This is a genomic window from Pseudarthrobacter sulfonivorans, from assembly GCF_024391045.1.
Lineage (GTDB): Bacteria > Actinomycetota > Actinomycetes > Actinomycetales > Micrococcaceae > Arthrobacter > Arthrobacter sulfonivorans_B.
The window spans coordinates 1-14,240 of the sequence record NZ_JANFCZ010000017.1 but is presented as its reverse complement, the minus strand read 5'-3'; the positions used below and the strand labels follow the sequence as shown (position 1 = coordinate 14,240).

Below are 14,240 nucleotides of genomic sequence, written 5' to 3'. Positions count from 1 at the left end.
CTTGTTCTCCTCTGCACCGGGCTCGTCGGCTCCGGTGCGGTCTGTGTCTGGAAGTTTGGTTCTGTTGCTGGGTAAAGACTGTGCTAGCTGAAGTTCGGGGCTTGCGCGCCGTTGAGGACGTTGGTGAAGTCCACGTAGACCTCATCCCCATGGATCTCGACGGCGAACACCGGGACGGGGTCGTAAGCGGGCAGTTGGAGCGGCTCGCCGCTGCGCAGGTCGAACTGGGAGCCGTGGCCCCAGCATTCGATCTTGCACCCTTCCACTTCGCCCTCGGACAAGGAAATGTCCGCGTGCGAGCAGGTGTCCCCGATGGCGTGGATTTCCCCCATGGAGTCCTTGACGATGGCTACAGGGTAGTCATCGATCAGGATCCGGAGTGCCTGCTTGAGCTGGATTTCGTCCACCTTGCAAACAAGCTCGCCCTTTGGCTGGTCAGTCATCTGTTGTCCGCGCCGTCTAGTTGTTCGTAACTGCGAGCTCGCGCTCAACAGCCTCGGTCAGCCGCTCTTCGAGGGCCGGGACCTTGATCTGCTGGATGATCTCGTGCAGGAAGCCGCGGACCACCAGGCGACGGGCGGCGTCTTCGGGGATGCCGCGGGCCATCAGGTAGAACAGGTGTTCGTCGTCGAGGCGGCCGGTGGCGCTGGCGTGGCCGGCTCCCTTGATCAGGCCGGTTTCGATTTCCAGGTTGGGAACCGAGTCGGCGCGGGCGCCGTCCGTCAGGAGCAGGTTGCGGTTGGCCTCATAGCTGTCGGTGCCTTCGGCTTCCTTGCGGATCAGCACGTCGCCCACCCACACTGCGTGGGCATCGCGGCCCTGCAGCGCGCCCTTGTACAGGACGTTGGAGGTGCAGTTGGCCACCGCGTGGTCAACGTACAGGCGCTGCTCAAGGTGCTGGCCGGCGTCGGCGAAGTACAGGCCGAACATTTCCGCTTCGCCGCCGGGAGCGGTGAAACGGGCCGACGGCGTGACGCGGACCAGGTCGCCGCCGAGGCTGACAACCACGTGCTTGAGCTTGGCGTCACGGCCGATCTTTGCCTGCTGCGAGGAGGCGTGCACGGCGTCCCCGTTCCATTCCTGGAGCGAAACAACGGTGAGGTCGGCGCCGTCTTCAACAACGATTTCGATGTTTTCGGACACGACGGCCGATCCCTGGTGCTCCAGGACCACAACGGACTTGGAGAACTTCTCCGCAACGATCACCAGGTGCTGGGCGGCTGCATCCGTTGAGGTGCCTTCGATGACGACGGTGATTTCGGTGTCGGCCTCGAATTCAGCCGGGACGGTGAGGACGGTGGCTTCACTGAAGTTCTCCCAGGCGTTGGCGGACACGCGGTCCTCCGGGATGCCGGCGGTACCGATGCGCTTGTCATCGCGGGCCACGGTTTCCACCGTGATCCGGTCAGGGCCGCTGACGGTGACCGTGGGGGCAGCCCCGGCCAGGACGTCGCTGTGCAAGCCCCGGAGGCGCTTGAGCGGGGTGAACCGCCAGTCCTCTTCGAGCCCGGTCAGCGGCTTGAAGTCCGCCAGGTTATAGGAGGTCAGCCGGCCGGCGCGTGAGCTGTCCGGGATACCGACGCCGCCGCCGTGGGAGTGGCTCTTGACAGCTTCGCCGGCAAGCGGTGCCTTGGAGTTGGCCGCGTTGATCGGAGAAAGGCTTTCGCCTTCCTCCGTGAAGCCGTCAATAAACGGCTGGGCCGAGGGCGCGCCGATGCGGGCCTTTTCAGTAGTGATTTCAGTCATCGTTATCCGACGGACCCTTCCATCTGCAGTTCAATCAGGCGGTTCAGCTCAAGTGCGTACTCCATCGGGAGTTCGCGGGCAATGGGCTCGATGAAGCCGCGGACGATCATCGCCATGGCCTCGTCTTCGCGCATGCCGCGGGACATCAGGTAGAAGAGCTGCTCTTCGCTGACCCGGGAAACGGTTGCTTCGTGGCCCATCACCACGTCATCCTCGCGGATGTCGATGTACGGGTAGGTGTCCGAACGGCTAATGGTGTCCACCAGGAGCGCGTCACAGCGGACGGTGTTGGCTGAGTGCTTGGCACCTTCCCGGACCTGGACCAGGCCGCGGTAGGCCGAACGGCCGCCGCCGCGGGCCACTGACTTGGAGATGATGGAGCTCTTGGTGTTCGGTGCGATGTGCACCATCTTGGAGCCCGTGTCCTGGTGCTGGCCGGCACCGGCGAACGCGATGGACAGGGTCTCGCCCTTGGCGTGCTCGCCCACCAGGTAGACGGCCGGGTACTTCATGGTCACCTTCGAGCCGATGTTGCCATCAACCCACTCCATGGTGGCGCCCTCTTCGCAGATGGCGCGCTTGGTCACCAGGTTGTACACGTTGGTGGACCAGTTCTGGATGGTGGTGTACCGGACGCGGGCGCCCTTCTTCACGATGATTTCGACGACGGCGGAGTGCAGCGAGTCCGAGGTGTAGATCGGCGCGGTGCAGCCTTCGATGTAGTGGACGTAGGAGTCCTCGTCGGCGATGATCAGGGTCCGCTCGAACTGGCCCATGTTTTCCGTGTTGATGCGGAAGTATGCCTGCAGCGGGATGTCCACGTGGACGCCCTTGGGGACGTAGACAAAGGAGCCGCCGGACCAGACAGCCGTGTTCAGGGACGCGAATTTGTTGTCGCCCACGGGAATGACGGTGCCGAAGTATTCCTGGAAGATCTCCGGGTGTTCGCGCAGTGCGGTGTCGGTGTCCAGGAAGATGACGCCCTGGGCCTCGAGGTCCTCGCGGATCTGGTGGTAGACCACCTCGGACTCGTACTGTGCTGCCACGCCGGACACGAGGCGGCTGCGCTCAGCTTCCGGGATGCCCAGCTTCTCGTAGGTGTTCCGGATGTCCTCGGGCAGGTCCTCCCACGAGGCGGCCTGCTTCTCGGTGGAGCGCACGAAGTACTTGATGTTGTCGAAGTCGATGCCGGAGAGGTCTGCACCCCAGGTGGGCATGGGCTTGCGGTCGAAGTACTTCAGGCCCTTGAGGCGAAGGTCGAGCATCCACTCGGGTTCGCTCTTTTTGTCCGAGATGTCACGGACGACTTCGTCATTGATGCCGCGGCGGGCGTTGGCGCCGACGTCGTTCTTGTCGGACCAGCCGTACTCGTACGTGCCGATGCCGTGGAGCTCGGGATTCTTTTCCAGAATCTCCGAGATCACAGTGTCTTCGGCTACCGCTTTCTCTGATAGTTGGTCCGTCATCACGGCCTTTCTTGCTGATGGTTGGTTACTTCATTCAGGCTGGCGGGGGCTGCCTGCGGGACGTGGGGTCCCCCTGCAGCCAGCCGGCCTGTGGGTATGTGGGTGGTGCAGACGTGGCCGCCGCGCGCCAGGGTGGACAGGCGGCGCACATCTACGCCGACCAGGCGGGAGAACACTTCGGTCTCCACGTCGCAGAAGACAGGAAAGTGGGCGGCGAGCTGCTGGATGGGGCAGTGCCCCTGGCACAGCTGGACGCTGGACAGCGCCGCCGGAAGCGGGGCTTTGGCCTCGATGGATGCCGCTGACGCCACGAACCCGTCGCGGGTGAGGGCCTCGGCCAGCACCCGGGCACGTGCCGTGATGTCCGGCCCGGCCTGCTCGATTTCCGGTGCATAGCGGCGTTCCATATCGCTGAAACGCTCGACGGCGAACGCGCGGACTGCCTGTACGCCCGCCATCTCCTGGAGCTGCTTGAGCGCCAGGGTGGCGATGTCGAGGTAGTCGTTGCCAAGGGTGGACTGGCCCTGTGAGCTCAAGACGTAGCGCCGTGCGGGGCGTCCCGCGCCGGCACCGGCTTTGGCCACGCGCTTGACTTCAATCACGCCACTGCGGTGCAGCTGGTCGAGGTGGCGCCGGACTGCCGCGGGCGTGAAGCCCAGCATGTCGCCAAGTTCCGCGGCGCTGACGGGACCATGCTCCAGGACTGCGCTGAGCACACGGTCGCGCGTACGCTCGTCAGGGTCCGCCGCCGGAGAAACGGCGACGTGGCCGCGATCCGGGGTGGTGCGCGGCGCTCCGTGCCCGCCAAGGGGCACAGCAGTAGCGTTGGTCATGGAATACACAACACAATCATGTCGTAATTTAGTCCCCCGTTCCAGTAAGGCGAGGCTGACCTGCGCCAGGCCGGGTGCTGGCGGCAGCAACCCCGGCCTGTACTACATCGCGTAGAATGCTGGGGTGCGATCCCCCGAATCCCCGGTTCTGTCCATCAGCGGGTTAATTAAGGATGTTGGTCCGCTGGCCAGTCTGGATGGAAAGATGCTCCGGGTGGTGAGCGGCGTCTCGCTCCACGCCGAACGCGGCCAGGTGACCGCGCTGCTCGGGGCCAACGGCGCCGGGAAGACGACCACCATCGAATGCGCGCAGGGACTGCAGACGCGCAGCGGTGGATCCATTTCGCTGCTGGGGCAGGATCCCGGCCGCGCGGGGGCTGAGTTGCGCTCCCGAGTGGGTGTGATGCTGCAGGACGGTGGCCTCCCGCCGTCGGCCCGGCCCATTCCCTTGCTGCGCCACATTGCCGGGATGTACGCCCGGCCGCGGTCCGTTGACGAACTGGTGGACCGGCTCGGCATCGATTCCTTTGCCCGGACCACTGTTCGCCGGCTCTCCGGCGGACAGAAACAGCGGCTGGCCCTTGCCGCGGCGCTCATCGGCAATCCGGAGGTCCTCTTCCTGGATGAGCCGAGCGCAGGGTTGGACCCGCAGTCCCGGCAGTTGGTTTTTGAGCTTATTGCCGAGCTGCGGGACGCCGGAATGGGAATCATCCTCACCACCCACCTCATGGATGACGCACAGCGCCTGGCGGATTACGTCTACATCATCGACGCCGGCCGGAACGTCGCGGAAGGCACCGTTGCACAGCTTCTCCAGCGGGAGCCCGCCGTCGAATCCGGCGAGCATATCCGCACCCTCCTCTTTGAAGCCGATGCCAGGCTCAACCTCTCCGGAGTCCTTCCCGAGACCATCACCGTCAGCGAAACACGTGCCGGCAGCTATGTTGCCACTGGGCCGCTCACGCCCCACGACCTAGCCGCGCTGGCCTCCTGGTGGGCCGCCCACGGAGTGATGCCCACCTCGCTCAACCTTGCGGCGCGAAGCCTCGAAGACGTGTTCCTCGACGTTTCGGGAAAGGAAATCCGATGACCGCCATGCCGGACGCCGCTGCACGTCAAGCCCCCGCGACCCTCGTCCGCCGCATCCTCCTCCAAGGCAAATACGAAGCAGTTGCCATGCTCAGGAACGGCGAGCAGCTCATCCTCGCAGTGGTCCTGCCGCTGCTCGCGCTGATAGGCCTGACCGTCACACCGCTCCTGGACGGCCTCGGTGGCAGCCGCGTCAACATAGCTGTGCCCGGCATCCTGGCGCTCTGCGCGCTGTCCACAGCCTTTACCGGCCAGGGAATCGCCACCGGCTTCGACCGCAGGTACGGGGTCCTTCGGTTCCTCTCCACCACGCCCCTGGGCCGTCCCGGACTCATCGCCGGAAAGGTGTTGGCGGTCCTGACCGTCCTTGCGCTGCAGGTAGTGGTTGTCTCGGTGGTTGCGCTGTTCCTCGGCTGGACCCCGCCGGCAGCGGCGTGGCTGCCCGGCCTGGCGCTGCTGGTCCTGGGCGCCGCGGCGTTCACTGCGCTGGGGCTGCTGGTGGCCGGCACCGTCCGGCCTGAGGCCACACTGGCGATCACCAACCTGTTGTGGATCCTGCTCGGAGCCCTCGGCGGCATCGTGATTCCCGCCGATCGGCTGCCTGCGCTCGTCCAGGGAATCGTGCACTATCTGCCCTCGGGCGCATTGGGCGCCGCCTTGCGCGAGGCCTTCCTCTCCGGCACCGTTAATTTCGGTGCCGCCCTCATACTGCTGTTCTGGACAGTCCTTGCCGGCGCAGCAGCCATCCGTTGGTTCAAGTGGAATTGAGATATCCGTGAGCACGGCTTCACGCCTTCCCGAGTTTGCCGGCCGCCTGACAGCGCGGCTTCCCCGTACCGTCGACGCCCGGGTGCGCCGCCTTGCCGTGGCCTCCCTTATTGGCCAGACCCTGCTGGTGGTCACCGGCGGCGCGGTCCGGCTGACCGCGTCCGGACTGGGCTGCCCGACGTGGCCGCGCTGTACCGACACCTCCTTGGTCAACACCGCCGAGATGGGAATCCATGGGTTCATCGAGTTCGGCAACAGGCTCCTGACCTTCGCCCTGGCCGCAGTCGCGGTGCTGATGCTGGTGTACCTGTGGAACCTGCGAAAGGAACGCCGCGACCTGTTCCTGCTGGCACTGGGCCTCCTGGCCAGCATCCCGGCACAGGCGGTGATCGGCGGCATCACCGTCCTCACCAACCTCAATCCCTGGGTGGTGGGCCTCCACTTCCTGGTGTCGATGGCGCTGGTGGTTATCGCCACCCTGCTGGTGAACCGGGCCTACGGGCGCACCGGCCGGCTTGCCACCATGTCACGGCCTGCGTTGCCGGGCGTACTGCGCCCGGTGACCGCCGCCGTCGCACTGTTCTCGGCTCTGGCGGTCATGCTCGGCGTTGTGGTGACCGGGGCAGGTCCGCATGCCGGGGATGCCGACGCACCGCGCAACGGGCTGGACTGGGACCTTTTCTCGCACATCCACGCCGTGCCGGCCTATCTGGTGACGGCCGGAACCCTGTTCGCGCTGGTGCTGGTGTTTACCCGCCGGATCACGGGCCCGTTCAGGACGGCGACGGTCCTGCTGCTGGCCGTCACGCTGCTTCAGGCGGTCATCGGCTTCACGCAGTACTACAACGGGATCCCTGCCCTGCTGGTGGGCGCCCACATGTTGGGTGCGGCACTGTTGATGGGCGCCGCCACCAACGCGGCCGACGTCGCGCATTCCAGCCCAACGAAGTAGCCGCAATTCTTTAGCCCGCAACGCAGAAGTGCCACGGTTCCAACGGAACCGTGGCACTTCCCTTTAACGACGCTCTCTCCCTTATTGTGGCATTTTTCCGAACGCTCTCGCAGTACCTACCGGAAATCGGCGGACCCTCTTGCGGTACCTGCGCTTTTACTAAGGTGCGCCGCCGCGCGCTTGTGCTGAAGCGGTTCCGTCTGACTGCTTCAGGGCGACTGATTCGCGCCTTCGTGGCAGGGGTTGTGCTGCGCCCCGATGGCCCGAACCACACCTCCCACGAAACCAAGCAACCCTCCCGCACTTTGGAGTGCGAGAGGGTTGCCCTAGTACGTGCAGGAAGTGACAGAGGGTCGGGTGGGAGGGTCAGCCGATGATGGCGGACCCGATAAACGGATCCACTGCCAGTGCGATAAACAGCAGGGTCAGGTAGCTGATGGAGCCGTGGAAGACCTTCATGGCCTTCTTGTCCGGGATATCCTCGCGCTGGGCCCGGTTGTAAAGTGCATGGGATTCGTAGAGGAACCAGGCCCCGGCCAGGACCGCGGTCACGGTGTAGACCCAGCCCGCGCCGCCGGCCGGGACCAGCAGCAGGGAACAGGCCACCATGGCCCAGGCGTAAAGGACAACCTGAACGGAAACCACCTTTGCTCCGGCGATGGCGCCGAGCATGGGGACGTTGGCGTTGCGGTAATCCTCGCCGTAACGCATGGAGAGCGGCCAGTAATGCGGCGGGGTCCAAAGGAAGATCACCATAAAGAGGATGATGGCGGGCCACTCCACGCGGTCGGTCACGGCAGCCCACCCGATCACCACCGGGAAACAGCCCGCGGCCCCTCCCCACACGATGTTCTGTGCGGTGCGGCGTTTGAGGATCAGGGTGTAGATGACCACGTAGAAGAAAATGGCAGCCACTCCGAGCCATGCAGCGAGGGCGTTGGCCCCGAACCAGAGGATGGCGATGGCGGCCGCACCGAGCAGCCAGGAGAAGATCAGGGCCTCGCGCGGGGTCACTTCCCCGGTGACGAGCGGCCGGTTTTCGGTGCGGTGCATCAACTTGTCGATGTCGCGGTCGAAATAGCAGTTGAACGCACCGGCACTGCCGGCCGCAAACGCGCCACCGATCAGCGTGGCCAGGATCAGTCCGATCGAGGGGAAACCGCGCTGGGCAAAAATCATGGTGGGCAACGTACTGACGAGGAGCAGCTCGATGACGCGTGGTTTGGTGAGGGCGAAATACGCCTTGGCCTTTCGGGCCAGCCCGGCCCTCCCTCGGGCGGGGGCAGCATTTAGCGGCGTATCGGTTGTGCTCACGGTGGCAGTCACCCGTTCTTGTTTGGCAGTTCTGTCTGTCAGTGCAGCTGGATCTCGCGGCCGTTTGCCCGGGCACCCGCCATTGTCATCGGTCAAGGGCGCCCGCAGTACCGCTGGCCCGCAGACCCCGAAGGGCACGGCCATCCGGCGTCGGCCTCCAAATATCATACCGTGCGCATTTGCGACAGATCCCCGCTCAATAGGCCCTGATGATTGCTCGCAGGCCAATTCGAGCAGATTAACTCAACCGCACGGAACACTCATTCACATAAAGCGAAATTGCGTCCAAAACATGAGATTTGAGCCGCCCGAAGCGTGGAATGGAGCTAAGCTGTCACCAGATCAGCACGCACTGGGAAAGCGGCGGAAACCGCATTCCCATTGGTCTGTGTCTGAGTTAGAGATCCACGTTTCGATGGTGAACGGCTGGTACACCGCAGCGGCGCCTCAGCGTGCCGCGGACCGTAACCGCCGTGTCGCCGTCAGCACAGAGAGGGGCCCGGTTTTCGTGCCACATTTGGAAGAGCAAGAACTGTCATGGACCAGCTTGGACCAGCGCGCGGTGGATACCATCCGTGTTCTGGCCGCGGACGCTGTGGAGAAGGTCGGTAACGGCCACCCCGGCACGGCCATGAGCCTGGCCCCGGCCGCCTACCTTCTTTTCCAGAAACTGATGCGCCACGATCCCCAGAACCCGGCCTGGCTGGGACGCGACCGTTTCATCCTGTCCCCCGGCCACACTTCGCTGACCCTCTACATCCAGCTGTTCCTCTCCGGCTACGGCCTGGAACTGAAGGACCTTGAGGCGTTGCGCACCTGGGGTTCGCTGACCCCCGGCCACCCGGAGTACAAGCACACCGCCGGTGTGGAAATCACCACCGGCCCGCTGGGCCAGGGCCTGGCCTCCTCCGTGGGCTTCGCCTACTCGCAGCGCCGGATGCGCGGCCTGTTCGACGCCGATGCTGCCGCCGGCGAAAGCCCGTTCGACCACACCATCTGGGTGATCGCCTCCGACGGCGATCTCCAGGAAGGCGTCACGTCCGAGGCTTCCTCGCTGGCCGGCCACCAGGAACTGGGTAACCTCGTGGTGGTCTACGACGAGAACCACATCTCCATCGAGGACGACACCGACATCTCCTTCACCGAGGATGTCCTCAAGCGCTACGAGGCCTACGGCTGGCACACCCAGCGCGTGGACTGGACCAAGACGGGCGAATACGTCGAAGACGTCCAGGAGCTGTACTCGGCCCTGCTCGCGGCGAAGGCCGAGACGTCCAAGCCGTCCATCATCTCGCTGCGCACCATCATCGGCTACCCGGCACCGAAGAAGCAGAACACCGGCAAGATCCACGGCTCCGCACTCGGTGCCGTGGAAGTCGCCGCGTTGAAGGAGGTCCTGGGCTTCGACCCCGCCAAGTCCTTCGAGGTTGACCAGGAAGTCCTGGCCCACGCCCGCAGCGTGGTTGACCGCGGCGCCTCCGCCCGCAAGGAATGGGAAGAATCCTTCAACGCCTGGCAGGCAGCCAACCCCGAAGGCGCTGCGCTCCTGCAGCGCGTCGAGGCGCAGGAACTGCCCGGGGGCCTGGACGCGGCACTGCCCGTGTTTGAGGCCGGCAAGGACGTCTCCACCCGCGCCGCATCCGGCAAGGTCCTGAACGCGCTGGGCCCGGTCATGCCGGAACTGTGGGGCGGTTCGGCCGACCTCGCCGAGTCCAACAACACCACCATCGAAGGTTCGCCGTCGTTCATCCCTGCGTCCAAGCAGACCGACGCCTGGAAGGGCAACCCCTACGGCCGCGTCCTGCACTTCGGCATCCGTGAGCACGCTGCCGCGTCGATTGTGAACGGCATTTCACTGCACGGCAACACCCGCGCATTCTCCGGCACGTTCCTGATCTTCAGCGACTACCAGCGCCCGGCCATCCGCCTCGGCGCCCTCATGGGTGTGCCGTCCATCTACGTGTGGACGCACGACTCCATCGGCCTGGGCGAGGACGGACCCACCCATCAGCCGGTGGAGCAGCTCGCGTCACTGCGCGCCATCGTCGGTCTTGACGTGGTCCGCCCCGGCGACGCCAACGAAGTCGCCGTGGCCTGGAAGACCATGCTGGAGAACCACTCCAACCCGGCAGGCATCGTCCTCACCCGCCAGAACATCCCCACCTATGCGCGTGGTGCAGGAGCGGCCGACGGCGACACGTTCGGTTCCGTTGCAGGCGTCGCCAAGGGCGGCTACGTCCTGGCCGAAGCGTCCAAGGACGGCGCCACCGTACCGGCCGACGTGATCCTGATCGGCACCGGGTCCGAGGTCCAGCTGGCCGTCCAGGCCCGCGAAGCCCTCCAGGCCGAAGGCATCGCCGCCCGCGTCGTGTCCATGCCGTGCGTCGAGTGGTTCACCAAGCAGGACGCGGCCTACCGCGAGTCCGTGCTGCCCGCCGGCGTCAAGGCACGTGTCTCCGTCGAGGCCGGCCTGGCCCTGGGCTGGCGTGAATTCGTTGGCGACGCCGGCCGTTCCATCAGCCTCGAACACTACGGCGCTTCCGCTGACTACAAGCGCCTCTTCAAGGAGTTCGGCATCACCGCGGAGGCTGTCGCCGCCGCCGCCAAAGACTCCCTCGCCGGCCTGCAGGCCTAACACAGATTCCAGGAGATAACACCATGACTACCCCCACCCAGCAGCTCTCCGACGCCGGAGTATCCATCTGGCTTGATGACCTCTCCCGCAGCCGCCTGGAGACCGGCACGCTGCGCAAGCTCATCGAAGAGAAGAACGTGGTTGGTGTGACCACCAACCCGTCCATCTTCCACGCTGCCATCACGGCCGGCACCGACTACGACGCCACCATCGCGGCCCAGGCAGCAGCCGGCGCCAGCGTCGAAGAGACCATCTTCGAGATCACCACCACCGACGTCGCCGACGCCTGCGACCTGTTCGCCCCTGTCGCGGCAGCGACGAAGGGCGTCGACGGCCGCGTGTCCATCGAAGTTGACCCGCGCCTTGCCTGGGACACGGCGGCCACCATCGCCGAGGCCAAGCACCTGTACAAGAAGGTCAACAAGGACAACGTCCACATCAAGATCCCGGCAACCCTTGAAGGCCTCGAAGCCATCACCGCCACCCTCGCCGAGGGCATCAGCGTCAACGTGACCCTGATCTTCTCCCTGGAGCGGTACCGCGCCGTCATCAACGCCTTCCAGTCCGGCCTCGAGCAGGCCAAGGAAAACGGGCATGACCTCGCCAAGATCCACTCGGTGGCCTCGTTCTTCGTATCCCGCGTGGACACCGAGATCGACAAGCGCCTCGACGCCATCGGCACCGACGAAGCCAAGGCACTCAAGGGCAAGGCCGGCGTCGCCAACGCACGCCTCGCCTACCAGGTCTACGAGGAGCTCTTCTCCACCGAGCGCTGGGCACTCCTTGCCGAAGCCGGCGCCCTCCCCCAGCGTCCGCTGTGGGCCTCCACCGGCGTCAAGGACCCGGCCTACCCCGACACCCTGTACGTAACGGAGCTCGTGGCGCCCGGCGTGGTCAACACCATGCCGGAGAAGACCCTCGACGCCACGTTCGACCACGGCGTGGTCACGGGCGACACCGTTTCCGGCACCTACGCCGAAGCCAACGCCACCCTCGACGCACTCGACGCCCTGGGCATCTCCTACAACGAGGTGGTAGCCCTCCTCGAGTCCGAAGGCCTCGACAAGTTCGTGGCCAGCTGGAAGGAACTGCTGGCCGACGTCGAAGGCGCCCTCGCTTCTGCACGGAAGGCTTCCTAACCCACTATGAGCACTCTCAGCTACGACGCCACCGGTGCCGCGCGGCAGGCACTTGAACAGCACCTTCCTGCCCTTGTGGCGGACCGCATCGCTACCCGGATTTTCGCGAAGGATCGCACCTTGTGGGGTCCCGATGCCGAGTCCGAGTCCGCTGTCCGGCTCGGCTGGGTGGAGGCGGCTACCGTTTCCCGGGCCCTGGTGCCGGGCATCCTGGAGCTCCGTGATGCTTTCAAGGCCGACGGCGTTTCCCGCATTGTGTTGTGTGGCATGGGCGGGTCCTCGCTGGCTCCTGAGGTCATTGCGGGTACCGCTGGCGTTGAGCTGACTGTGCTGGACAGCACGGACCCGGACCAGGTCCGGGCCGCGTTGGCGGACCGGCTGGCCGAGACCGCGATTGTGGTGTCGTCCAAGTCCGGTTCGACCCTGGAAACCGATTCCCAGCGCCGGATCTTTGAGCACGCCTTCACGGAGGCGGGTATTGATGCGAAGAGCCGGATTGTTGTTGTGACCGATCCGGGGTCGCCGTTGGATAAGGCCTCGCGTGAGGCCGGGTACCGTGCGGTGTTCAACGCGGACCCGAACGTCGGCGGCCGCTACTCGGCCCTGACCGCGTTTGGTCTGGTGCCCTCGGGTCTGGCCGGTGTGGATATCCAGGCGTTCCTGGACGAGGCCGAGGAAGCTGCCGAGATCCTCAACGAGGACGCTCCGGAAAACATCGGCCTCGCGCTGGGCACGGCGCTGGGCGGAACCAACCCGCTGCGGAACAAGATCGTGATCGCCGAGGACGGGTCCGGGATTGTGGGGTTCGCCGACTGGGCCGAACAGCTCATCGCCGAATCCACGGGCAAGCTCGGCACGGGGGTGCTGCCGGTGGTGGCCGGACCCAACTCACCGGAGGTCAGCTCCGGTGCGGCGGACGTCCTGGTAGTGCGGCTGGTGGCCGCGGATGCCGACGTCGAACTTGGTGAAAACGAAGTGGCCATCGCCGGCGGACTCGCCACCCAGATGATGGTGTGGGAATTCGCCACCGCCGTTGCCGGCCGCCTGCTGGGGATCAACCCCTTCGATCAGCCGGACGTCGAGGCCGCAAAGGTGGCTGCGCGCGGCCTGCTGGACGCCCAGCCCGAGCCCACCCCGGCCGCGTTTGTCGACGGTGCGATCGAGGTCCGCGGCGGTGACTGGCTCCGCGGTGCCCACACGGCGGAGGAAGCCGTCGGCGCCCTGCTGGGAACGCTCGATGACGAGAGCTACCTCAGCGTCCAGGCGTACTTCGACCGGCTCGCGTTCGCTGATTTGGAAGGCATCCGTGACCAGCTCGCGGGCACCAGCGGCCGGCCCGTCACGTTCGGCTGGGGACCGCGGTTCCTGCACTCCACCGGGCAGTTCCACAAGGGCGGACCCGCGATCGGCGTGTTCTTGCAGGTCACGGCCGCTCCGGCCGAGGATCTGGCCATCCCGGACCGGCCGTTCACCTTCGGGGAACTGATTGCCGCCCAGGCCGCCGGGGACGCCCAGGTCCTCGCCGGCCACGGCCGGCCGGTCCTGCGCCTGCACCTCACCGACCGCACCGCGGGCGTTGCACAGCTGCAGGAAATCATCACTGCCCTTGCCGCCCAGTCTGCATCCGTCTCCGACAGCTAAGGTTCCACAGCTACCATGCCAGAAACTGAAAACGGCAGGAATTCAGCCGCGCCGTCCGGAAAATCGGGGCGAAACCCGCTTCGGGACCCGCGGGACCGCCGCCTCAACCGGATTGCCGGGCCATCGTCGCTGGTCCTCTTCGGAGTAACCGGCGACCTTGCCCGCAAGAAGTTGATGCCGGCGGTGTATGACTTGGCGAACCGGGGGTTGTTGCCGCCGAGTTTCGCGTTGGTCGGGTTCGGCCGGCGTGAGTGGGATGATGCGGAGTTCGCCGCGCAGGTGAAGGCCGCAGTTCAGGCGTCGGCGCGGACGCCGTTTGATGAGGCGGTGTGGAACCAGCTCGCGGAGGGGATCCGTTTTGTGCGGGGCGAGTTCGATGATGATGACGCGTTTGAGCGTCTGGGTGACACGATCGCGGAGTTGGATGAGCACCGCGGGACGCGGGGGAATCACGCGTTTTATCTTTCGATCCCGCCGAAGGCGTTTGAGCAGGTCTGCCGGCAGCTCTCCAAGCATGGTCTGGCGCAGGCTGACGGGCAGAAGTGGCGGCGGGTGGTGATCGAGAAGCCGTTCGGGCATGACCTGGAGTCCGCCCGGGCGTTGAATGAGATTGTTGAGTCGGTGTTCCCGCCGGACGCGGTGTTCCGGATTGACCAC

Annotated in this window: 11 protein-coding genes and 1 pseudogene; 7 read left to right on the top strand and 5 right to left on the bottom strand. The window is 65.6% G+C overall.

What is annotated here, in order from left to right; translation table 11 throughout:
* Window positions 1–83 precede the first annotated feature (83 nt).
* The 4 genes from NQJ30_RS12130 to NQJ30_RS12115 are packed head-to-tail and all read right to left on the bottom strand — an operon-like array spanning window position 84 to window position 4,054.
* A complete protein-coding gene (locus NQJ30_RS12130) occupies window positions 84–443 on the bottom strand; it encodes a non-heme iron oxygenase ferredoxin subunit (protein WP_255770177.1) in 360 nt (119 codons plus the stop codon).
* Window positions 444–459: 16 nt separating this feature from the next.
* A complete protein-coding gene (sufD, locus tag NQJ30_RS12125) occupies window positions 460–1,746 on the bottom strand; it encodes a Fe-S cluster assembly protein SufD (RefSeq protein ID WP_255770176.1) in 1,287 nt (428 codons plus the stop codon).
* A gap of 2 nt (window positions 1,747–1,748) precedes the next feature.
* Complete coding sequence (gene sufB, locus NQJ30_RS12120) at window positions 1,749–3,212, bottom strand: Fe-S cluster assembly protein SufB (RefSeq protein WP_255770174.1); 1,464 nt, start codon at window positions 3,210–3,212, stop codon at window positions 1,749–1,751.
* Entirely contained in the window at window positions 3,212–4,054 is an 843-nt protein-coding gene (locus NQJ30_RS12115; protein WP_255770172.1) for a helix-turn-helix transcriptional regulator, read from the bottom strand. The genes sufB and NQJ30_RS12115 overlap by 1 nt, the downstream gene beginning before the upstream one ends.
* Before the next feature lie 115 nt (window positions 4,055–4,169).
* Between NQJ30_RS12115 and NQJ30_RS12110 the strand changes: the two genes are divergently transcribed.
* From NQJ30_RS12110 to NQJ30_RS12100, 3 genes are read left to right on the top strand one after another with little or no spacing between them, the layout of a single operon-like run.
* A complete protein-coding gene (locus NQJ30_RS12110) occupies window positions 4,170–5,135 on the top strand; it encodes an ABC transporter ATP-binding protein (RefSeq protein ID WP_255770171.1) in 966 nt (321 codons plus the stop codon).
* Between the two features lie 5 nt (window positions 5,136–5,140).
* On the top strand, window positions 5,141–5,902 hold the full coding sequence (locus NQJ30_RS12105; protein WP_255770249.1) for an ABC transporter permease: 762 nt from the start codon (window positions 5,141–5,143) through the stop codon (window positions 5,900–5,902).
* A gap of 7 nt (window positions 5,903–5,909) precedes the next feature.
* Window positions 5,910–6,854 (top strand): COX15/CtaA family protein, encoded by a 945-nt coding sequence (locus tag NQJ30_RS12100; RefSeq protein ID WP_255770170.1) that lies wholly within the window; start codon window positions 5,910–5,912, stop codon window positions 6,852–6,854.
* A 366-nt stretch (window positions 6,855–7,220) separates the two neighbouring features.
* Here NQJ30_RS12100 and NQJ30_RS12095 read toward each other — a convergent pair whose 3' ends face one another.
* The gene (locus NQJ30_RS12095) at window positions 7,221–8,180 is read right to left on the bottom strand and encodes a heme o synthase (RefSeq protein ID WP_255770169.1); all 960 of its coding nucleotides are present in this window, start codon (window positions 8,178–8,180) and stop codon (window positions 7,221–7,223) included.
* A 505-nt stretch (window positions 8,181–8,685) separates the two neighbouring features.
* On the opposite strand from NQJ30_RS12095, the gene tkt reads away from it, so the two are divergent.
* From tkt to NQJ30_RS12075, 4 genes and pseudogenes are all read left to right on the top strand, one after another.
* The gene (tkt, locus tag NQJ30_RS12090) at window positions 8,686–10,803 is read left to right on the top strand and encodes a transketolase (protein ID WP_255770248.1); all 2,118 of its coding nucleotides are present in this window, start codon (window positions 8,686–8,688) and stop codon (window positions 10,801–10,803) included.
* A gap of 23 nt (window positions 10,804–10,826) precedes the next feature.
* Window positions 10,827–11,942: a transaldolase gene (gene tal / locus NQJ30_RS12085; protein WP_255770168.1), complete on the top strand. Its 1,116-nt coding sequence runs from the start codon at window positions 10,827–10,829 to the stop codon at window positions 11,940–11,942.
* Window positions 11,943–11,948: 6 nt separating this feature from the next.
* Window positions 11,949–13,583 (top strand): glucose-6-phosphate isomerase, encoded by a 1,635-nt coding sequence (locus NQJ30_RS12080; RefSeq protein WP_255770167.1) that lies wholly within the window; start codon window positions 11,949–11,951, stop codon window positions 13,581–13,583.
* A gap of 15 nt (window positions 13,584–13,598) precedes the next feature.
* Window positions 13,599–14,240 (top strand): annotated as a pseudogene (locus NQJ30_RS12075) (glucose-6-phosphate dehydrogenase); the annotation flags it as partial.